19 protein-coding genes are annotated in these 18,910 nt (G+C 69.0%); 10 read left to right on the top strand and 9 right to left on the bottom strand.

Going from position 1 to position 18,910, the window contains the following annotated elements; translation table 11 throughout:
* The first annotated feature begins 157 nt into the window (after nt 1–157).
* The gene (locus tag ABNQ39_RS14535) at nt 158–1,324 is read left to right on the top strand and encodes a hypothetical protein (RefSeq protein ID WP_376958226.1); all 1,167 of its coding nucleotides are present in this window, start codon (nt 158–160) and stop codon (nt 1,322–1,324) included.
* 20 nt (nt 1,325–1,344) lie between these two features.
* Here the strand turns inward: ABNQ39_RS14535 and ABNQ39_RS14540 are convergent, their stop codons facing one another.
* Nucleotides 1,345–1,614 carry a hypothetical protein gene (locus ABNQ39_RS14540; protein ID WP_376958227.1) on the bottom strand — a complete coding sequence of 90 codons (270 nt, stop codon included), beginning with the start codon at nt 1,612–1,614 and terminating at the stop codon, nt 1,345–1,347.
* A gap of 241 nt (nt 1,615–1,855) precedes the next feature.
* Between ABNQ39_RS14540 and ABNQ39_RS14545 the strand changes: the two genes are divergently transcribed.
* Nucleotides 1,856–2,881 carry a zinc-binding alcohol dehydrogenase family protein gene (locus tag ABNQ39_RS14545; RefSeq protein ID WP_376958228.1) on the top strand — a complete coding sequence of 342 codons (1,026 nt, stop codon included), beginning with the start codon at nt 1,856–1,858 and terminating at the stop codon, nt 2,879–2,881.
* A 38-nt stretch (nt 2,882–2,919) separates the two neighbouring features.
* Here the strand turns inward: ABNQ39_RS14545 and ABNQ39_RS14550 are convergent, their stop codons facing one another.
* Nucleotides 2,920–3,813 carry a LysR substrate-binding domain-containing protein gene (locus ABNQ39_RS14550; protein WP_376958229.1) on the bottom strand — a complete coding sequence of 298 codons (894 nt, stop codon included), beginning with the start codon at nt 3,811–3,813 and terminating at the stop codon, nt 2,920–2,922.
* A 197-nt stretch (nt 3,814–4,010) separates the two neighbouring features.
* On the opposite strand from ABNQ39_RS14550, the gene ABNQ39_RS14555 reads away from it, so the two are divergent.
* Nucleotides 4,011–4,547 carry a substrate-binding domain-containing protein gene (locus ABNQ39_RS14555; RefSeq protein WP_376958230.1) on the top strand — a complete coding sequence of 179 codons (537 nt, stop codon included), beginning with the start codon at nt 4,011–4,013 and terminating at the stop codon, nt 4,545–4,547.
* A 22-nt stretch (nt 4,548–4,569) separates the two neighbouring features.
* On the opposite strand, the gene ABNQ39_RS14560 is transcribed toward ABNQ39_RS14555, so the two are convergent.
* Complete coding sequence (locus ABNQ39_RS14560) at nt 4,570–6,120, bottom strand: helicase HerA domain-containing protein (protein WP_376958231.1); 1,551 nt, start codon at nt 6,118–6,120, stop codon at nt 4,570–4,572.
* A 626-nt stretch (nt 6,121–6,746) separates the two neighbouring features.
* Between ABNQ39_RS14560 and ABNQ39_RS14565 the strand changes: the two genes are divergently transcribed.
* From ABNQ39_RS14565 to ABNQ39_RS14575, 3 genes are read left to right on the top strand one after another with little or no spacing between them, the layout of a single operon-like run.
* Nucleotides 6,747–8,615, top strand: a complete 1,869-nt coding sequence (locus ABNQ39_RS14565; protein ID WP_376958232.1) for an EAL domain-containing protein — start codon at nt 6,747–6,749, stop codon at nt 8,613–8,615.
* Nucleotides 8,616–8,665: 50 nt separating this feature from the next.
* Nucleotides 8,666–8,941, top strand: coding sequence for a BrnT family toxin (locus ABNQ39_RS14570; RefSeq protein ID WP_376958233.1), 276 nt, complete (start codon nt 8,666–8,668; stop codon nt 8,939–8,941).
* Nucleotides 8,942–8,972: 31 nt separating this feature from the next.
* On the top strand, nt 8,973–9,218 hold the full coding sequence (locus ABNQ39_RS14575; RefSeq protein ID WP_376958234.1) for a helix-turn-helix domain-containing protein: 246 nt from the start codon (nt 8,973–8,975) through the stop codon (nt 9,216–9,218).
* 22 nt (nt 9,219–9,240) lie between these two features.
* Here ABNQ39_RS14575 and ABNQ39_RS14580 read toward each other — a convergent pair whose 3' ends face one another.
* The 6 genes from ABNQ39_RS14580 to ABNQ39_RS14605 form a co-directional block, all read right to left on the bottom strand.
* Nucleotides 9,241–10,017 carry an ABC transporter ATP-binding protein gene (locus ABNQ39_RS14580; RefSeq protein ID WP_376958235.1) on the bottom strand — a complete coding sequence of 259 codons (777 nt, stop codon included), beginning with the start codon at nt 10,015–10,017 and terminating at the stop codon, nt 9,241–9,243.
* A 5-nt stretch (nt 10,018–10,022) separates the two neighbouring features.
* Nucleotides 10,023–10,883, bottom strand: a complete 861-nt coding sequence (locus ABNQ39_RS14585; protein WP_376958236.1) for an ABC transporter ATP-binding protein — start codon at nt 10,881–10,883, stop codon at nt 10,023–10,025.
* Nucleotides 10,884–10,887: 4 nt separating this feature from the next.
* Complete coding sequence (gene nikC, locus ABNQ39_RS14590) at nt 10,888–11,808, bottom strand: nickel transporter permease (RefSeq protein WP_376958237.1); 921 nt, start codon at nt 11,806–11,808, stop codon at nt 10,888–10,890.
* Entirely contained in the window at nt 11,805–12,815 is a 1,011-nt protein-coding gene (locus ABNQ39_RS14595; RefSeq protein ID WP_376958238.1) for an ABC transporter permease, read from the bottom strand. Before ABNQ39_RS14595 ends, nikC begins: the two co-directional genes overlap by 4 nt.
* 134 nt (nt 12,816–12,949) lie before the next feature.
* Nucleotides 12,950–13,954, bottom strand: coding sequence for a thioredoxin-disulfide reductase (gene trxB / locus ABNQ39_RS14600; protein WP_376958239.1), 1,005 nt, complete (start codon nt 13,952–13,954; stop codon nt 12,950–12,952).
* 53 nt (nt 13,955–14,007) lie between these two features.
* Nucleotides 14,008–15,948: a hypothetical protein gene (locus ABNQ39_RS14605; protein ID WP_376958240.1), complete on the bottom strand. Its 1,941-nt coding sequence runs from the start codon at nt 15,946–15,948 to the stop codon at nt 14,008–14,010.
* 207 nt (nt 15,949–16,155) lie between these two features.
* Here ABNQ39_RS14605 and ABNQ39_RS14610 point away from each other — a divergent pair, with 207 nt between their 5' ends.
* The 4 genes from ABNQ39_RS14610 (at nt 16,156) to cysK (ending at nt 18,838) form a co-directional block, all read left to right on the top strand.
* The gene (locus ABNQ39_RS14610; protein WP_376958241.1) at nt 16,156–16,782 is read left to right on the top strand and encodes a PadR family transcriptional regulator; all 627 of its coding nucleotides are present in this window, start codon (nt 16,156–16,158) and stop codon (nt 16,780–16,782) included.
* A 36-nt stretch (nt 16,783–16,818) separates the two neighbouring features.
* Nucleotides 16,819–17,112, top strand: coding sequence for a DUF2218 domain-containing protein (locus ABNQ39_RS14615; RefSeq protein WP_376958242.1), 294 nt, complete (start codon nt 16,819–16,821; stop codon nt 17,110–17,112).
* Nucleotides 17,113–17,312: 200 nt separating this feature from the next.
* On the top strand, nt 17,313–17,768 hold the full coding sequence (locus ABNQ39_RS14620; RefSeq protein WP_012972993.1) for an RrF2 family transcriptional regulator: 456 nt from the start codon (nt 17,313–17,315) through the stop codon (nt 17,766–17,768).
* 110 nt (nt 17,769–17,878) lie between these two features.
* Nucleotides 17,879–18,838, top strand: coding sequence for a cysteine synthase A (gene cysK, locus ABNQ39_RS14625; RefSeq protein ID WP_376958243.1), 960 nt, complete (start codon nt 17,879–17,881; stop codon nt 18,836–18,838).
* The last annotated feature ends 72 nt before the right edge of the window (nt 18,839–18,910 follow it).

Below are 18,910 nucleotides of genomic sequence, written 5' to 3' on the forward strand. Positions count from 1 at the left end.
GACCGTCTTTGCGGGCCGCCGCCCTTGCCGGATTGCGGCTCCGTCAGACACGGCCGGTTGAAAATTGAAGGCCGGCGAGTGCTTTCCGTGGGCTTGACCGGAAGAGGATTGTAAAGTTCCGGGGAAGAGCAACCAGAGCGCTGACAGGAGCGGTTCTATGTTCCCCGATCATGGTCACCGTCGCATCGCCGTGGCGTCGCCCGACGACATCGCCACGGCGCGTCGGATCGCGGCGGAACGGGCCGACGGGGTGCTGCCGGTGGACGAGGCGGCGCGGCTGGACCGGCTGGTGGCCATGCTGGCCGACTATGCTCTTGGCCGGCCGGACGGGACCATTCTGATCGCGCGGATGCGCAGCGGGGCCGGCGTCGAATGCCTGGCCTACGACCGCGATCCCAAAACTGTCGCACTGACCCCGTCAACGCCGGATGGCGGTCTCCCCGCGCTTGACGCGGCGTTGGAATCCGTTCGCGGCGAGGCCGACCGGTTCCATGTTCATGCCACGCCGGGCATCGGGCTCGCGCTGCTGGCCCGTGTCCTGCGGCCGGGTGCGGACGATGCGCCGCCGGCCGGCACCCTGGCCCAGGCCGGGGCGGTGACGGTCGAGCGGAGCGGCGGCGATGCCGCGCGCGGCGGTCCCTTCATCGACCATTGGTTCGTCAGCTGTGCCCCCGCCCGTGGCGGGGACGGCCCTTGCGGCATCGCCTTGATGGTCGATGGCGACACCGCCGCCGATGCCGGTCCGGAGGACGGCAAGGGTCAAAGCGGCGCCACGCAAACTCTCAGCGCGCACCCTCCCACGATGATGACGCCCGCCGTGGTGCGGCAGATGGAGGCGGTGGTCGCCGCCACGGTGCCGGGGCTGCCGGCTCCCGTCGTGGTCAACGCCATCCGGCGCGACCTGAAGGGGCGGCCCGAACTGGGGTTGTCCCATGACCGGACCTTGACGCGGATCGGGCGGTCGGCCGTCGCGGTCCTGCGCTTCGATGGCGGTGCGGTGGATTACACGGCGCTCGGCACCCTGGCCGGGGCGGTGGTGCGCCGGCAGGAGATCACGGCGCTCGGCGCCCGCTGGGCGATGATCGGTTTCAACCCGCTGGCCCCCGCTTCGGTCCATCTGCGCTGGGCACCGGGGGAGCATGTCGTGCTCTACACCGGCGGGTGCGCCCGGCTGCCCGCCCTGTTCATCCACCGCGACCTGCACGGGGTCGAACCGACGCTGGCGGCGCTGGTTCTGCTGCGCGACGGTGCGGTGAGCGACGACGACCACACCGTGCTGGTGTTGCGCAACTGCGCCGATTGCGTGCCGGCCAACGCCGTCTGAGAACCGTCGGTTCCCTACGATCAACGCCAGCCGCGCGGTCCCCTGCCGGGGCCCCAGCCGCGTCCCGGGCCCCAGCCGCGGTCGCCATGCCAATGGTCGTTCCAGGGGCGGCGGTAATAGCCCGGCCCGACCACCACCGGCGGCGGCACGGCATAGACGGTCGGCGGCGGAACCACCACCGGCTCGTTGTAGGCGGGATAGTAAGGATCGTAAGCGACGCAGCCGGTCAGGGCGGCACCCCCCGCAGCCAGGAGCAGGGCGGTCAGGATTCGGAGACGATTGGTGCGCATGGCCGTGCTTCCTGTCCAACGATGGCCCGGCTTCGACGGTGAGGCCGGTCATCTGTACGAACACCGCAGCCCGCCCGGCTATTCCATACCTCTTTGGCGTCATGAGTCTCGACGCTCTTCCGCCGGGGCTGCGTCCATCCCGGAATCCGATGGATGAAACAAGAACTATGAATTTCACATATCGGGGCGGCGCCGCCATCCTGTGTCTCGACTTCTTCCCCATTCAGAAGACGAGGCGATCATGAAAGCCGTTGGTTTCCGCAAGTCCCTGCCCATCGCCGATGCCGGCGCGCTGATCGATGTCGAGATCGACCGCCCGGCCCCCACCGGCCGCGACCTGCTGGTCCGGGTGGAGGCGGTGTCGGTCAACCCGGTGGACACCAAGGTCCGCCGCAACGCCTTGCCGACCGCGGGCGACCTGCGCATCCTGGGCTTCGATGCCGCTGGTGTCGTCGAGGCGGTCGGGCCGGACGTGACGCTGTTCCGTCCCGGCGACGCGGTGTTCTATGCCGGCTCCATCGACCGGCCCGGCACCAACAGCGAATATCATCTGGTCGACGAGCGCATCGTCGGCGCCCGTCCGGCCAGCTTGAGCGTCGCCGAGGCCGCCGCCCTGCCGCTGACCGCCATCACCGCCTGGGAGATGCTGTTCCACCGGCTGGGCCTGCCGCAGGATGGCGATGGGAACAATGCGGGTGAGGGCAAGTCGCTGCTGATCGTCGGCGGGGCCGGCGGCGTCGGCTCCATCGCCATCCAGCTGGCCCACCGGCTGAGCAAGGTCCGGGTGCTGGCCACCGCGTCGCGTCCCGAGACCGCCGACTGGGTGCGCGAGCTGGGCGCCCATGACGTGATCGACCACAGCCGGCCGATGGCGGAGCAGGTGAAGGCGCTGGGGCTGGCCGGTGTCGATTACGTCTTCTCCACCAACGCGACCGACCGCCATTTCCAGGACCTGGTCGAGCTGGTGGCGCCGCAGGGTCACATCGGCCTGATCGACGATCCGGAGCCCATCGACGTCCGCCTGCTGAAGCGCAAGAGCGTCTCGCTGCACTGGGAGCTGATGTTCACCCGGCCGCTGTTCCAGACCGACGACATGATCGCCCAGCACGAGTTGCTGACCGAAGTGTCGCGGCTGGTCGATGCCGGCACGCTGCGCACCACCCTGACCGAGACGCTGGGCCGCATCGACGCCGCCACCCTGCGCAAGGCCCATGCCCTGATCGAATCCGGCAAGGCCCGCGGCAAGGTGGTGCTGGAAGGCTTCTGATCCGCGTCTTCCGGCCTGTCCGCGCGTGCCCGGTCTTTTTAACCGGCCAGGGCGAGCGGCGGGCGGGCCGGGCGCATCGCCGCCAGGCTCTCCACGATGAAGCCGACCAGCGGTTCGGCAAGGCGGCGGTTGCGCGGCGTCTCGCCGAAGATCGCCATTTCGACATCGCCCAGTTCGGGCAGCCCGTCCTCCACCCCCAGCCGGCGCACGCCATCGGGCACCGAGGATTCGCTGAGCACCGCCACCCCCAGCCCGGCGCGGACGGCGGCCTGCACCCCCATGACGCTGGCGCTGGTGTAGACCACCAGCCAGGACCGTCCGGTTTCGCCCAGCGCCGCCAGTCCGCGGTTGCGGAAGACGCAGGGCGCCGGCAGGGCGCAGAAGGGCAGCGGGCCGTCGGCCGGAATCTCCAGCCCGGGGGCGGCGATCCAGCGCATCGGCTCGGTCCAGATGGCCCGGCCGCGGGTGTCGCCGGCATCGCGGCGGGAGATGACGAGGTCCAGCTCGCCGCCATCCAGGGCCGAGACCAGATCGCTGCACATGCCCACCCGGACATCGATGTGCAGCCGCGGATGCAGCTTGGCGAAGCGGCGCAGCACATGGGGCAGATGATCGGACAGGAAATATTCGGCCACGCCCAGCCGCAGCTCGCCCTCCGCCGCCGGTTCGGCGAAGCGGCGCACCGTCTCGTCGTTCAGGTCCAGCAGGCGGCGAGCATAGCCCATCAGCACTTCGCCGTCATGGGTCAGCGCCAGCGACCGGCTGGTGCGCTCGAACACCCGGCGGCCGAGCATGTCCTCCAGCTTCTTGATCTTGACGCTGATCGCCGACTGGGTGCGGCCCAGCCGCTCCGCCGCCGCGGTGAAGCCGCCGGCCTCCGCCACCGTGACGAAGGCGCGCAGCGCGTCGATCTCCAGGTCGGGCAGGGACATCGGCAATGCATTCCATATGGTGATCGATCCCCGCCATCTTATCGCGATTGTTCATGGATGGCGAGCGGTGCATCGGGGCACGGCAATCGGCATATGGCGGGCGTGCCGTTGAAGCGGGCCGGTGGCGTTCTCATTGTCAGAGCCCTCCGGGCCTTGCCGCCCGGCGGCATGACGATCCTTGAGGAGAGAGACGCCCGATGACCCGTTTTCCCGCTCCGGCCGGCAGAGTGGCTTTCAAACATCTGGCCCTCGCACTTGCCGCTGCGGCTTCGCTCGCCGGCTGCCAGATGCCGGGCCTCACCCCGCCGCCGCAACAGACCGCCGCCCTGCCGCCGCCGGCCGTGCCCAAGCCGCCGCCGGAGGCCCGCGGCATCTGGATCGTCGGCAGCCCGGCCCTGCGCGGCACCATCGATCAGGCCGCCGCCAAATACACCGGCGGTCCCGACACCAAGCCGCATCTCGACGCCCGCGGCACCGCCTCCGGCTTCCGGGCCTTCTGCGGCGGCGTCGGGCTGGACCATCCCGACATGGTGGCCTCCGACCGTCCGATCGGCGCGGCCGAGTATCAGCGCTGCCGCTCCGCCGGCATCACGATGACCGAGTACGGCTTCGGGCCGAAACGCTTCGTATACGTCAAGGACTCGCACATGATGGCGGTTCCCGGCGTGAACGACTTCGTCGCCAGCTGGGGCCAGCCCGGCAAGCCGGTGAGCGCGCCGACCGCCGGTAGCTGAACGGCGGGGAGCCGAGGAGGGCTCACCCCGCCGCGAACAGCCCGCCCTCGTCGGATGCGTCCGCCGCGTCGTCAGCGTTCGGATCTCCCAGCGCGGTTTCCCAGCCCAGCGCCGGCAGGGTGATGGCGCGGGTGTTGCCCAGGCCGCTGCGGCTGGCGATGAAGCCGCGCTGTTCCATGTAGGTCAGCAGGCGGCGGCCGCGTCCCTTCGACCGGCTGCCGCAGGCGCGCGCCACATCGGCATCGGACGGGCAGGGGGCATGGTCGAGGGCGGCGCGGGCCAGCAGCAGGAAGACCGGCTGGATGTCCTCCGCCAGCGTCGCGGCGACCTCCGTCGCCCGTTGCCAGGCGGGATCGTCGCCGTTGCCGGCCCCGGCGCGGGCGGTCGCCAGACGGCGGCGGAAGGCGGGCAGGGCCAGCCGGTCGCCATCCACCCCGCGGCCCCGGCAGCGCACCAGGAAATCCTGGTACAGAACGGCGAGCGAGCGGTAGGGCGCCTCCGGGTCGGCCAGCACCTCGGCCAGCACCTCGCCATACTGGGCCTCGCGCTCGGCGGCCTGTTCGACGGTTTCCTCCGGCTCCAGCGGCAGCAGGGCCGGCTGTTCGGCGGTGCCGTCGTCGGGCGGCGGCGGGGCGGTGGGGCGGCCGCGCGCCAGCTGCGCCATCAGGTCGGCGCTGGCCGAGGTGGAGGGGCGGCGCACATAGCGTGGCGGTTCCGGCCCGGTGGTGGTGAAGATCAGGTCGCGGGCGTCCTCGACCGGGGTGGTGGGCGGCGGCATCAGCTTCGGGCTGCCGGTGCGGCCTTGCGTTTCCACCGCGCCGATGCGCAGCGGCAGCGGCCGGCGCGACAAGGCAGGGCCGAGCGCGATGAAATGGCCGCGCTCCAGATCGCGGAACATCTCCGCCTGCCGGCGCTCCATGCCCAGCAGGTCGGCGGCGCGCGCCATGTCGATGTCGAGGAAGGTGCGGCCCATCAGGAAGTTCGACGCCTCGGCCGCGACGTTCTTCGCCAGCTTCGCCAGACGCTGGGTGGCGATCACCCCGGCCAGCCCGCGCTTGCGCCCGCGGCACATCAGGTTGGTCATGGCGCCGAGCGAGACCTTGCGCGCCTCGTCCGACACCTCGCCGGCCGCCGACGGGGCGAACAACTGCGCCTCGTCGACCACCACCAGCATCGGATACCAGAAATCGCGGTCGGCATCGAACAGCCCGCCCAGGAAGGCGGCGGCGTGGCGCATCTGCATTTCCGCGTCCAGCCCCTCCAGGTTCAGGACGACGGAGACGCGGTGCTGGCGCACGCGGGCGGCGACGGATTGCAATGCGGCCTCGCTGTGCGCATCGGCCTCCACCACCACATGGCCGAAGCGTTCGGCCAGCGTGACGAAGTCGCCCTCCGGATCGATCACCGCCTGCTGCACCCATGGGGCGCTCTGTTCGATCAGCCGGCGCAGCAGGTGCGACTTGCCGGACCCGGAATTGCCCTGGACCAGCAGACGGGTCGCCAGCAGCTCCTCCAGGTCGAGCGTCGCGGCGCTGCCCGCGTTCGTCGCCCCCATGTCGATGCCGACCTTCATCCCGCTCGCCTCCCGCTCAACCCGAACCGCCCCCCGAACCGCAACTCTGAAAGAGGGAGGGGCTTCCTATAGCGCAGGCGGGCGCGGCAATACGAGGATTCGATTCGGGACATGCCGGCCGGGACCGGGCGATCACTCTCGGGTCGATTGAGCCGGAGCGGTGCGGATGAGCGTTCCGGTGGTGGGCTGGGGCTTGCGGCGGAGGGAGATTTTGCCCATATTCTGGTGGACAGGAGGGTGCGGCTGGCACCGCACCCCCCGTCCGGTCCGGTTACTTCAGCAGATCGAGGATCGCCTTGATCAGCTGAAGCACCAGGACCAGGAGGACGAGTGCTTTTTCCACTCCGTGCTCCCAGGTAGGTGGGACGCGGGCGGTGGCCTGTCCGCCGCCCGGTTCCCACCATTGCATGCATAGCGATGCGCGGTGGTGCGGGCAATGCGCATTCCACCGCACCGTGCGCATGAGCGGTTCTGATCAACCGGATTTTCAGGCCGAGCCGGCTCCTGCCTCTCGGGCAGGTGATCGCGTTGCGCAACAACCTGATCCCACGGTCATGAAACCGCAAACAAGCTCTGTTACAAGCGGATGCCGACCCCATGCGCGATCGGCGCTGGCGGACCGAGCGATGACTGTGCTGACCACCACAAAAGCCGGAGCCAAGACCGGGAGGCCGGAGAGCGACCGCGCCGACTCCTATGGCGCGGGCTGGAACGCCGTCCGCTCCGCTGACGATGATGCCGCATCGTTCGATTGGGCGTCGGCGGTGGGATCCCTGCGCTACGCCTTCCAGCCCATCGTCCAGCTGCGCTCCGGCCGCTGCCATGGCTATGAGGCGCTGCTGCGCGGGTTCGAGCGCACCGGCTTCGCCAATGCGGGCGAGTTGCTGGACGCCGCCGAGGCCGCCGGCCTGCTGGCGACGGTGGAAACCGCGCTGCACGCCAAGGCGGTCGCCGCCTACCGTGCGCTGTCGGGCTGGAACGAGGCGAAGCTGTTCCTGAACCTCGACGCCCGGCTGATCGGCCGGCCCGACGCGCCCTGGCTTGCCCGCGACCCTGCCGCCTCGCGCAACAGCGGCATCGTGCTGGAGCTGTCGGAAAGCCGCCCGGTGCCCAGCGGAGTCGCGGTGGACGCTGCGGTCGACCGCTTCCGCCAGAGCGGGGCCGGCATCGCCATCGACGATTTCGGTGTCGGCCATTCCGGGCTGCGCACGCTGTACGAGGCGCGGCCGGACTATGTGAAGATCGACCGCTTCTTCATCGCCGGCATCGATGCGGACGCGCGCAAGCGGGCGCTGGTGGCGGCGCTGGCCGGCCATGCCCATGCGCTGGGCATCCAGATCGTGGCGGAGGGGGTGGAGACCGACACCGAGTTCTACACCTGCCGGGACCTCGGCTGTGATTTCGCCCAGGGCTTCCTGATCGCCCGACCGCGCGTCGATCTGACCGCCCTGCCCAACCGCTATCCGGTGGTCGAGGATCTGAACCGCAAGGACCGGCGCCAGCCCAGCGAGTCGCACCGCCGCCTGTCGGAGGTGATCGAACGGCTGCCGCCGCTGCGGGTCGATTCGCGCAAGACCGAGCTGCTCGACTATTTCCGCCGCGACGGCAGCGCCGCCATCGCGCCGATCATCGACGAGCATGATCGGCCGCTCGGCCTGATCCGCGAGCGCGACCTGAAGCGCTTCGTCTATTCACGCTTCGGCGGCGAACTGCTGCGCAACCGCGGCCTGGGCGACCGGCTGGACGATCTGGTCATCCGCTCGCCGGTCTGCGACATCTCCACCCCGCTGGACCGGGTGATCGAGGCCTTCTCCACCGAGTCGGCGGCCGACGGCATCGTCATCGTCGAGGGCGGCGCCTATGCCGGCGTGCTGTCGAGCGGTGCCTTGCTGCGGCTGGTGCATGAGCGCAACCTGGCGATGGCGACCGACCAGAACCCGCTGACCCGCCTGCCCGGCAACGCGGCGATCCTGCGCCACATCGAAGGAGCGCTGGCCGACCCCAGCCGCGGCCATGTTCTGGCCTATCTGGATTTCGACAACTTCAAGCCCTTCAACGACAATTTCGGCTTCCGCCAGGGCGACCGCGCCATCCTGATGTTCAGCGAGCGGCTGAAGGCCTGGGCCGGCAGCGCCGGAGCCTCCATCGACGCCGACGCCTTTGCCGGCCATATCGGCGGCGATGACTTCTTCCTGGGTGTCAGCGGCGGCGGGGAGGGCGAGGTGCTCGCCCGGCTGGCGGAACTGCTGGCCCTGTTCCGCTCCGACGCCGAAAGCCTGTACGACGCCGAAACCAGGGTCAGCGGCGGCTTCCTGGCGAAGGACCGCTATGGCGCCGTGCGGCGCTTCCCGCTGCTGGCGGCCAGCGGGGTCGCCGTGGTGATCCCGCCCGGCAGCCAGGGGCTGACCCCCGACGCCATCAACGCCGCCATCGCCGACCACAAGACCGCCGCCAAGGGGGCGGAGGACAAGCTGTTCGTGGTGCGGCTGGGTTGAAGTGACATCCCTCTGGTGCAAACTCCGTCAATGACGTAGTATTGGTTTCCATGGGCGAGCCTTTCGATCCAGTCAAGAACCTGCTCAATCGCCGCAAGCACGGCTTGGACCTGTCCTTTGGGGCCGAGGTCCTTCGTGACCGCGATCTGATCGAAGCTCTCGATCTGTCCATGGATTATGGCGAGGAGCGCTTCAACGCGCTGGGCATGGTCAAAGGCAAGGTCTACGCCGTCACCTATACTGAACGTGCGGAGGGGGTAAGATTCATTTCCGTGCGGGAGGCCGACAAACGTGAAGCAGCCCACTATTTCAAGGCCAACGCTTGAGCAACGGCATCCTAGACCCAAGGTGATCCCGATGAGCGACCACGAAATTTTCACCGACGAGCAACTTGCCGCCATGAGGCATCCGCCTCTGGCGAAGCGGGTCCGTCGTTCGACCGGTCTGTCGCAGGAAGCCTTCGCCGAGCGCTTCGGCATTCCGCTGCGCACCTTGCAGGAGTGGGAGCAGGGGCGGCGGGAGCCTGATGCCGCCGTCGCGTCCTACCTGCGCGTCATCGAAAAGCAGCCGGACATGGTCGCCCAGGTTCTGGCGGCCGAGTGAGTGCGAAGCGGAGGGCGCCCCCTCACGCATAATCCCGGAAGCTCTCCGCCGTGGCGCGGTCGTAGCCCTGGCTGGCGCGCAGGAGCTGCAACGTGTAGGGCTGGCGCGCGGCGCCGCGGCGCAGCTCCTCGACGCTCATCTCCTCGACCAGACGGCCGCGGTTCATCACCGCCAGCCGGTCGCACAAATTGGCGACGACGGCAAGGTTGTGGGTGACCAGCACCAGGGTCAGGCCGTGCTCCGCCCGCAGCCGGCGCAGCAGGTTCAGGATCTCCGCCTGCACCGACACGTCGAGCGCCGAGGTCGGCTCGTCCAGCAGCAGGACCCGCGGTTCCAGCACCAGGGCGCGGGCGATGGCGACGCGCTGGCGCTGCCCGCCGGAGAGCTGGTGCGGGTAGCGGAAGCGGAAGGCGGGGCCGAGCCCGACATCGCGCAGCACCCGGTCGATGCGGGCGTCGGCATCGCGCAGCCCGTGGATGGCGATGGGTTCGGCCAGGATGCGATCCACGGTGTGGCGCGGGTGCAGCGAGCCGTAGGGGTCCTGGAACACCATCTGGCAGAGCTTGTAGAAGCCCTTCTGCCGCACCGGTCCCTGCTCCGCGCCGGCGACGGCGATGCGGCCGGTCCACTCGTCGTTCAGGCCGCTGACCGCGCGCAGGACCGTCGATTTGCCGGAGCCGGATTCGCCGACGAGGCCGAAGCTCTCGCCCTCGCGCACCGACAGGGTGACGCCGTCCACCGCCGTGACGGCGTCGGCCCCCTGGCCGAAGCGGACCCGCAAATCCTGGATGTCGATCATCGTCATCATCTTCCCAACCAAGCGGGATCGCGGCTCAGCACCGGCAGGTCGCCCGGCGGCTCGTCGATCCTGGGCAGGCTGGCCAGCAGGCCGCGGGTGTAGGGGTGCTGCGCCGCGTGCAGCTCCGACGCGCGGCAGCTCTCCACCACCCGGCCGGCATACATGATCAGGATGCGGTCGCAGAAGGAGGCGACGAGGTTCAGATCGTGGCTGACGAAGATCATGCCCATGCCGCGCTGGGAACAGAGGTCGTCGAGGATCGCCAGCACCTGCATCTGCACGGTGACGTCGAGCGCCGAGGTCGGCTCGTCGGCGATCAGCAGGTCGGGGTCGGGGATCAGCATCATGGCGATCATGATGCGCTGGCCCATGCCGCCCGACACCTCGTGCGGGTAGCGGTCATAAACCCGCTCCGGATCGCGGATGCGCACGGCGGCCAGCATCTCCAGCGCGCGGCGCTTCGCCTCGGCGGCACCGGCCTTGCTGTGGACGCGGTAGGCCTCGGCGATCTGGCGGCCGACGGTCATCACCGGATTGAGCGAGTATTTCGGGTCCTGCATCACCATGGCGATGCGCCGGCCGCGGATGTCGCGCATGCGCCTGGGCGACGCCGCCAGCAGATCCTCGCCGTTGAAGGCCAGCCGGTCGGCGGTGACCCGGCCCGGCGAGGGCACGAGGCGCAGGATGGAGCGGCCGGTCATCGACTTGCCGGAGCCCGACTCGCCGACGATGCCCAGCTTCTCCCGCCCCAGCGTGAAGGAGACGCCGCGCACCGCCTCGGCCATGCCGGTGCGGGTGGGGAAGGCGACGCGCAGGTTGGAGACCTCCAGCAGGGGAGCGTCGTCCGCCGTCTTTTTGTCGGCCATGGCTTCAGTCCCCCTTCGGGTCCAGCACGTCGCGCAGCCCATCGCCCAGCAGGTTGAAGCCCAGGCTGACGATGAAGATGGCGAGGCCCGGCATCGCGGCGACCCACCATTGCTCCAGCACATATTGCCGGCCGCTGGCGATCATCGCCCCCCATTCCGGCAGCGGCGGCTGGGCGCCGAGGCCGAGGAAGCCGAGGCCGGCGGCGGTCAGGATGACGCCGGCCATGTCCAGCGTCGTCCGCACGATCAGCGAGGCGATGCAGAGCGGCATGATGTGGCCGAGGATGATGCGCAGGCTGGACGCCCCTTGCAGCCGGGCGGCGCTGATGAAGTCGGCGCGGCGGACGGTCAGCGTTTCCGCCCGCGCGATGCGGGCATAGGGCGGCCAGGAGGTGATGGCGATGGCGATCACCGCATTCTCGATGCCGGGGCCGAGTGCGGCGACGAAGGCCAGCGCCAAGATCAGCTTGGGGAAGGCGAGAGCGATGTCGGTGATGCGCATCAGCACGGTGTCGACCCAGCCGCCGAAATAGCCGGCAGCCGTGCCGATCACCAGCCCGGCCAGCGGCGCCGTCGCCGCCACCAGCGCCACGATCATCAGCGTCAGCCGCGCGCCATGGATCAGGCGGGACAGGATGTCGCGGCCGAAGGCGTCGGTCCCCAGCCAGTGGGCGGCACTGGGCGGCAGCAGCCGGCCGTTCAGATCCTGGGCATAGGGGGGGTAGGGTGCCAGCACCGGCGCCAATGCGGCGACGACGACCAGGGCCAGCACGATCAGCAGCCCGGCGACGGCCAGCCGGTTGCGGCGGAAGGCGGTCCAGCCGGCCCAGGCGCGCCCCAGCCGGGCCTGGGCCCGCGACTGCGGCGTGTCGGTGGTCAGCCAGTCCCGCCAGCCGGCGGATTGGGTGTCGGTGCGCGCGGTCATCGGGCTCGCGGATCCAGAAGGCGGTAGAGCAGGTCGGACAGCAGGTTCAGCGCGATGAAGACCGTGCCGACCACCAGCGTCCCGCCCAGCACCGCATTCATGTCGGCGCTGAGCAGCGAATTTGTGATGTAGAGGCCGAGGCCGGGCCAGGCGAACACCATCTCGGTCAGCACCGATCCCTCCAGCAGGCTGGCATAGGACAGGGCGATGACGGTGATCAGCGGCACGGTGATGTTGCGGAGCGCATGGCCCCAGACCACGCGGGTCTCGGACAGGCCCTTCACCCTGGCGGTGGTGATGTATTCCTGGCGCAGCTGGTCGAGCATGAAACCGCGGGTCATCCGTGCGATGTAGGCGACGCAGTAGAGGCCGAGGATCGCCGAGGGCAGGACCAGATGCCCGACCGCATTCCAGAAGATGTCGGTCTCGCCGGCCAGCAGGGCGTCCACCGTGACGAGGCCGGTCACCGGATCGACCATCCCCTCGTAGAAGACGTCGACCCGTCCGGGCCCCGGCGCCCAGTCCAGCTTGGCGTAGAACAGCAACAGCGCCATCAGACCGAGCCAGAAGATCGGCACCGAATGGCCGAGCAGACCGAGCAGGCGGATGGCGTGGTCGGGCCAGCGCCCGCGGTTGACCGCCGCGAACACCCCGGCGGGGATGCCCAGCACCGCCCCGACGATGGCGGCGACCGTCGCCAGCTCCAGCGTCGCCGGGAAGACGCGCAGCACATCCTCCAGCACCGGGCGGGAGGTCAGCACCGAGGTGCCGAGGTCGCCCTGAGCCACGTCGCCGACATAGCGGAGGAACTGCTGCCACAGCGGCAGGTCGAGGCCGAGCTGCGTGCGCATCTGCGCATAGCTGTCGGCATTCGCCCGGTCGCCGAGCGCCGACAGCACCGGATCGATCGGCACGACGCGGCCGATCAGGAACGTGACCAGCAGCAGGCCCAGCAGGGTGGCGGCCACCGTGACCAGCAGGGTCAGGCCGCGTTTCAGCGTAGGCAAGAGGACTCCCTCGCGATTGGACGCATCAGGGAATCACAGTCGGAGCTTTGTGGAAAGACCGTCAAGAGCGTAAGGGGGCGCCCCCTCTCCCGGACTGTACAGACCGATGGGAGAAGGGGGCGGACCGCTTCAGCTCACCAGGTCCCGGCCGGGCTGGGATCGCCGTGTGCGCCGGCGGCCGGCTCGTGGTGGGCGAGCCAGCGCTCGGCTTCCAAGGCGGCCATGCAGCCCATGCCGGCGGCGGTGACCGCCTGGCGGTAGACCTTGTCCTTCACGTCGCCGGCGGCGAAGACGCCGGGGATGTTGGTGGCGGTCGAATCGGGCACCGTGACGATATAGCCCGACTCGTCCATCTCCACTTTGCCCTGGAAGATACCGGTCGCCGGCACATGGCCGATGGCGACGAAGACGCCGGCCACCGGGATGACGCGCTCGTCACCCGACTTGACGTTCTTGATGCGGACGCCGGTGACGGCGCGCGGGTTGCCCATGGTGCCATCGCCCTCGCCGACGATCTCCTCGACCGTGCTGTCCCACACCACCTCGATCTTCGGGTGGCGGAACAGGCGGTCCTGCATGATGCGTTCGGCACGGAAGCTGTCGCGGCGGTGGATGACCGTGACCTTGCTGGCGTGGTTGGTCAGGTACAGCGCCTCCTCGACCGCGGAGTTGCCGCCGCCGATGACCGCAATCTCCTTGCCGCGGAAGAAGAAGCCGTCGCAGGTCGCGCAGGCCGACACGCCGAAGCCGCGGTAGATCTCCTCGGTCGAGATGCCGAGCCAGCGCGCCTGGGCGCCGGTGGCGATGATGACGCTGTCGGCGGTGTAGGTGTCGCCGCTGTCGCCCTTGCAGACGAAGGGACGCTTGGTGAAGTCGACGTCGGTGATCAGGTCGAACACCATTTTGGTGCCGACATGCTCCGCCTGCTTCTGCATCTGCTCCATCAGCCAGGGGCCCTGGATCGGATCGGCGAAGCCGGGGAAATTCTCCACATCGGTGGTGATCATCAGCTGGCCGCCCGGCTGCATGCCCTGGACCATCAGCGGCTCCAGATTGGCGCGCGCGGCATAGATGGCGGCGGTGTAGCCGGCTGGGCCGGCGCCGATGATGAGGACCTTGGTGTGGTGCGTGGTGGCCATGGGTCTGATCCCGCAGTGTATCGGCGAATGACGGTGTGCGTGTTCGAACGGTTCTAGAAGCCGAACATATGGTCGAGGCTGAAGGCGGTGTCACCGGCCGCAAGGCAGCCATGGTAGCCGAACAGGCGGCAGGTGGTGTCGCGGATCAGCACATAGGCGTGATCGCCGGCAGCCAACCGTTCCGCTTCCGTAAACATCTCGCGATAACGCCAGAAATGCGAGCCGCCACAGGGGATCGCCAGCCGCTTGCGCGCCACTTCCACCCCGTCGCGCCGCACCAGCACGAGGCTGGTGTCGGAGGTGGCATGCCACCGGGTCGAGGCAGGGTAGACGAGGTGGCAGAGCGTGTCCCACGGATCGGTGCCCAGCCGCAGGAACAGGCGGGTCGACAGGCCGGGTGGACGGCCATGGTAGCTCTGCGGCTCGTCGCGGTAGACCATCGCCATGTTGAACATGTGGCTGCCGAAGCTGGTCTCCGCCACATGGCCGGTCGTTACGTCCTCGTAACGGACCAGCGCGTGCAGCCAGCCGTCGGCAATCGTTCCGGCTTCGAAATCATAGACCAGTTCGACATGGCCCCAGCCATCCACGACGGTCTTGTCGGCGGTCTTGTCGGCGACCAGCCCGGTGACGTCCAGCGCCACGCTGTCGGCGCGCTTGAGGTTGCCGAAGCGGTGTTCGGCGACGGCGGTGCCGCTGCGGTCGTAGACCACGGCCTTCACCGGCAGTTCGGTCTGCGCCGTGCTCATCGGCGTCGGCAGCAGAATGGTGCGCCAGCGGCCCATCGGCAGCAGCGGCGCCGGCAGGATGTGGCCCTTGCCCACCACGCCCTTGTCCACCGCACCGCCGGTCAGCAGCGGCAGCTTGGGGTCCGGCTTCAGGTCGGTGCGCTCGACATTGGCGTGAGCGATGCGGCGGCGGCCGTCGGCGGCGACGATCTCGTAGCGCGGGCGGACGAAATGCTTGCCGGCCTGCACCTCGAACTGCTGGGGCCAGCGCGCCTCGGGGAACAGGCTGGCGACGTCCAGTTCAAGGGTGGCGAAGGCGGGGACCGCCCGGTCGAGCGTGCGGATGTCGGACGAGCCCATCGGGTTCAGGCCGACGGCGCCGGCCGGGATCGGGGTCGGGTGACTGTTCTGGATCCACAACGACACCCGCTCGCCCTCGCGCGGGGCCGGCAGGCCGGCATAGAGGTCGGCCGGCCAGGCGTTGGCGTCGTGGGTGCAGGACAGCACCGTGCCGTCGTCGCCATAGGTGTCGAGCGCGTATTTCACCACATCATGCCCGGCGGCGCCGATGATGTGCAGGAACAGCGACCCGCAGAAGGGCGACAGGTTGAAGCGCTCGCGCACCTGCCGGCTGTCGATCACCACGGTGCCGTCGGTCGGCGGCATCGGCTCCGTCCAGTCGGCGATGGGGCGGCCCTCGCCGTCGAACAGGCAGGCCCACAGCCGGGTGCCCTTGGCGCCGTAGCGCGGCCAGTAGTTGGCCGACACCACGCGGGTGTGGTGGCCGTCGCCGTCGCGGAACCAGGCGAAGTTGGTCGCCCAGTTGAACTTCGACAGGTAATGGCCGGGATCGTTCAGCATGTCTTCCGGCACGCGCATGGCGTCGAGCGAGACGACGCCGGCCTGCTTCGGGATCAGATGGGCGATGTGGCCTTCCAAGCGCTGCGAATCGAAGGCGACGACGAAGACGGTGCGGGCGTTGCTGGACGGCAGGTCGGTGACCGGGCGGGCGGCATGGCCGAACACCTCCTGCCCGACCTTCTCCACGTCCTGGACGTAGATGCCGCAGACGTCGATCGACGACAGGTCGTAGAACTCCGCCAGCCCCGACAGCAGGCCCAGCGGGTCGTAGACCGCCACCGGGCCGAAGGAGGCCAGCCGCGCGATCAGGATCGCCGCCTTGGGCGCCGCCAGCGGGTGGCCCACCGCCTTGAAGAAGCTGGAACCGCCGGTGACGTTGGAAAAGGTCTCGATCCGAAGGGGCATCAGGGCACACACGCGCGAAAGCAAAGCCGGGGCGTCGGTTATAGCCGCTTCGGCCGGGCGGGCGACAGTGATTTGCGGACGAACGTGATTTGTCGCGGCCCGCGGGCGCCCGAAGCGTGTCCCGGCGAACGCATCCCCCTTGTCAGAGAGCGTGTTTCGATATATCTAAGTTTTCGTTATATCGAAACTGCATCAGATGAGGGTTTCATGCTTCGGCATCTGTTTCACAAACATGGCCGCCGTTTCTCGCGTCCCGACTTCGAGGACGAGGCTCCGGAAGGACGCGGCCGTCACGGGCGTCCCGGGCATCGCGGCGGCTGGGAAGGCTGGGGCGGTCACGGTTGGGGCGGTCAGGGCCGCGGCGGCCGCGGCGAGCGGCGGGTCTTCGACCATGGCGACCTGCGCCTCGTCCTGCTGTGGCTGATCGCGGAGAAGCCGCGCTCCGGCTATGACTTGATCAAGACGGTCGAGGAGATGGTCGGCGGCGCCTACAGCCCCAGCCCCGGCGTCGTCTACCCGACCCTGACCCTGCTGGAAGAACAGGGCCACATCCGCGTCGGCGCCACCGAGGGCAACAAGAAGCTCTACGAGATCACGCCGGAAGGCTCGGAGGCGTTGAAGGCGGCGGAGCCGTCGGTCGCCGCGGTGCGCGAGCGCATCGCCCATGCGCGGGCCCGGCAGCAGCGCGAATCCTCGCCGCAGATCCACCGCGCCATCGAGAATTTCAAGCTGGCCCTGCGGCTGCGCCTGTCGCGCGGCGACCTGACGGCGGAGCAGACCCAGTCCATCGCCGACATCATCGATGACGCCGCCCGCAAGGTTGAACGCATCTGAGCGTCGAACGCATCTGACCGGACAGGAGACGAGGACATGGCCGCATCTACCGCACGCATCGCCACCCCGAACGGGCGCCGCTACATGACCCAGCTGTGCAAGCACTGGGCGCACAAGTTCGAGGTCGTCTATGACGAGACCCAGGGGCTCGTCCCCTTCGCCGCCGACCGCCGCTGCCGGATGGCGGCCGACGATGCGGGGCTGACCCTGACGATTGAAATCGAGGATGCCGGACAGATGGAGCGCATGCAGGAGGTGGTGATCGACCATCTCAAGCGCTTCGCCTTCCGCGAGGATTTGGGGGAGGTGGCCTGGACGCCGGTGGACTGATGGGGCGGGCTGATGGGGTGGGGTGGCCGCACCCCGCCGGACGAGGCGGCGCATTTTCCCGAGTCTGTCTGCGACAAATCCTGTTGAGAATTACCGCATCAGCGGTGTAAAACGGTTCTTAACCAACAGGCGGAAGTGGGGGAGGGGATGGTGGTTCCACCGTCGGCCGCCCACGGTCAGAATACCGGGAGTCGTTCGTGATGCTCCGCATCTCCAAGAAGCTGATGTTCGCCATCGAGGCGGTCCTCGACATCGCCTACAACGCGGGCACCGAGCCGGTGCAGTCCGGCGAGATCACCCGGCGCCAGGGCATTCCGAAGCGCTATCTGGAGCAGGTGCTGCAACAGCTGGTGCGCGAAGGCGTGCTGGCCGGCGTGCGGGGCCCTCGCGGCGGCTACCGGCTGGCGCGCGAGCGGCGGCGGATCACGCTGGGCGAGATCGTGAAGGTCGTCCGCGCGATGGAGACCGCCACCGATCCCATCGAGGAGCCGGCGGGTTCGGTGCTGGGCCATCAGGTGGTGCGCCCGCTGTGGGGCGAACTCCAGGACGAATGCATGGCCAAGCTCGACACCATCACCATCGAGGATCTGTGCATGCGCGCGCGCCGCGCCGGGGTGGAGAGCGAGACCGAGGACCGCATCGACTTCACCATCTGACGCAGGGGACTTGGGTGGCGCCACTTCCCGTTTGACAGGCTCCCTGTGCTGGATAATGCTCCGCCTGGGGTGTTGAAATCACATATAACACAAATCTTAGAGGTGGAATCATGGCTGCACCGGAGTTCCGCGGCAAGATCTACGACAGCATCCTCGACACGATCGGCGCCACGCCGCTGGTGCGGCTGGACCGTCTCGCCGCAGAGTCGGGGGTGAAGGCCCAGATCATCGGCAAGCTGGAGTTCTTCAACCCTCTGGCCAGCGTCAAGGACCGCATCGGCCGCGCCATGATCGAGGCCGCCGAGGCCGCCGGCACCATCGCCCCCGGCCGCACCACGCTGGTCGAGCCCACCTCCGGCAACACCGGCATCGCGCTGGCCTTCGTCGCCGCCGCCAAGGGCTACAAGCTGATCCTGACCATGCCGGAAAGCATGTCGGTGGAACGGCGCAAGATGCTGAAGCTGCTGGGTGCCGAGCTGGTGCTGACCCCGGCGGCGGAAGGCATGAAGGGCGCCATCCGCAAGGCGGAGGAGATCCTGTCCGCCGACCCGAACGCCTATCTGTTGCAGCAGTTCAAGAACACCGCCAACCCGGCCGTCCACCGCGCCACCACGGCGGAGGAGATCTGGAAGGACACCGACGGTCAGGTCGATTTCCTGATTTCCGGCGTCGGCACCGGCGGCACGCTGACCGGCACCGCCGAGGTGCTGAAGGCCCGCAAGCCCTCCTTCAAGGCGGTGGCGGTGGAGCCGGAGGACAGCCCCGTCCTGTCCGGCGGCATGCCCGGTCCGCACAAGATCCAGGGCATCGGCGCCGGCTTCGTGCCCGACATCCTGAAGAAGGAGCTGATCGACGAGGTGGTGCGCATCTCCAACCAGCGCGCCTTCGAGACCGCCCGCTCGGTCGCCCGCCTGGAAGGCGTGCCGGTCGGCATCTCGTCCGGTGCGGCGCTGGCCGCCGCGCTCGAAATCGGTGCCCGTCCGGAGAATGAGGGCAAGCAGATCGTCGTGATCCTGCCGTCCTTCGCCGAGCGTTACCTGTCGACCGCCCTGTTCGAAGGGCTTGAATAAAAAGGCATTGGCGTGGGTGGGGGCGTGGTCCGCCCCCGCTCCGCAGCCTGAAGGCGAAATTCCGGTCCGAAA

The sequence above is a fragment of the Azospirillum sp. A26 genome (assembly GCF_042604635.1).
Taxonomy (GTDB): Bacteria; Pseudomonadota; Alphaproteobacteria; order Azospirillales; family Azospirillaceae; genus Azospirillum; species Azospirillum palustre.

Bases quoted from the DNA above. Each gene is read 5' to 3' on its own strand.
- ABNQ39_RS14580 (WP_376958235.1), bottom strand. From the start codon at position 10,017: ATGATCGACATCCAGGATTTGCGGGTCCGCTTCGGCCAGGGGGCCGAC.
- ABNQ39_RS14605 (WP_376958240.1), bottom strand. From the start codon at position 15,948: ATGCCCCTTCGGATCGAGACCTTTTCCAACGTCACCGGCGGTTCCAGC.
- cysK (WP_376958243.1), top strand. From the start codon at position 17,879: ATGGCTGCACCGGAGTTCCGCGGCAAGATCTACGACAGCATCCTCGAC.
- ABNQ39_RS14565 (WP_376958232.1), top strand. From the start codon at position 6,747: ATGACTGTGCTGACCACCACAAAAGCCGGAGCCAAGACCGGGAGGCCG.
- ABNQ39_RS14620 (WP_012972993.1), top strand. From the start codon at position 17,313: ATGCTCCGCATCTCCAAGAAGCTGATGTTCGCCATCGAGGCGGTCCTC.
- ABNQ39_RS14545 (WP_376958228.1), top strand. From the start codon at position 1,856: ATGAAAGCCGTTGGTTTCCGCAAGTCCCTGCCCATCGCCGATGCCGGC.
- ABNQ39_RS14560 (WP_376958231.1), bottom strand. From the start codon at position 6,120: ATGAAGGTCGGCATCGACATGGGGGCGACGAACGCGGGCAGCGCCGCG.
- ABNQ39_RS14615 (WP_376958242.1), top strand. From the start codon at position 16,819: ATGGCCGCATCTACCGCACGCATCGCCACCCCGAACGGGCGCCGCTAC.
- trxB (WP_376958239.1), bottom strand. From the start codon at position 13,954: ATGGCCACCACGCACCACACCAAGGTCCTCATCATCGGCGCCGGCCCA.
- ABNQ39_RS14585 (WP_376958236.1), bottom strand. From the start codon at position 10,883: ATGGCCGACAAAAAGACGGCGGACGACGCTCCCCTGCTGGAGGTCTCC.
- ABNQ39_RS14555 (WP_376958230.1), top strand. From the start codon at position 4,011: ATGACCCGTTTTCCCGCTCCGGCCGGCAGAGTGGCTTTCAAACATCTG.
- ABNQ39_RS14575 (WP_376958234.1), top strand. From the start codon at position 8,973: ATGAGCGACCACGAAATTTTCACCGACGAGCAACTTGCCGCCATGAGG.
- ABNQ39_RS14550 (WP_376958229.1), bottom strand. From the start codon at position 3,813: ATGTCCCTGCCCGACCTGGAGATCGACGCGCTGCGCGCCTTCGTCACG.
- ABNQ39_RS14540 (WP_376958227.1), bottom strand. From the start codon at position 1,614: ATGCGCACCAATCGTCTCCGAATCCTGACCGCCCTGCTCCTGGCTGCG.
- ABNQ39_RS14610 (WP_376958241.1), top strand. From the start codon at position 16,156: ATGCTTCGGCATCTGTTTCACAAACATGGCCGCCGTTTCTCGCGTCCC.
- ABNQ39_RS14570 (WP_376958233.1), top strand. From the start codon at position 8,666: ATGGGCGAGCCTTTCGATCCAGTCAAGAACCTGCTCAATCGCCGCAAG.
- nikC (WP_376958237.1), bottom strand. From the start codon at position 11,808: ATGACCGCGCGCACCGACACCCAATCCGCCGGCTGGCGGGACTGGCTG.
- ABNQ39_RS14535 (WP_376958226.1), top strand. From the start codon at position 158: ATGTTCCCCGATCATGGTCACCGTCGCATCGCCGTGGCGTCGCCCGAC.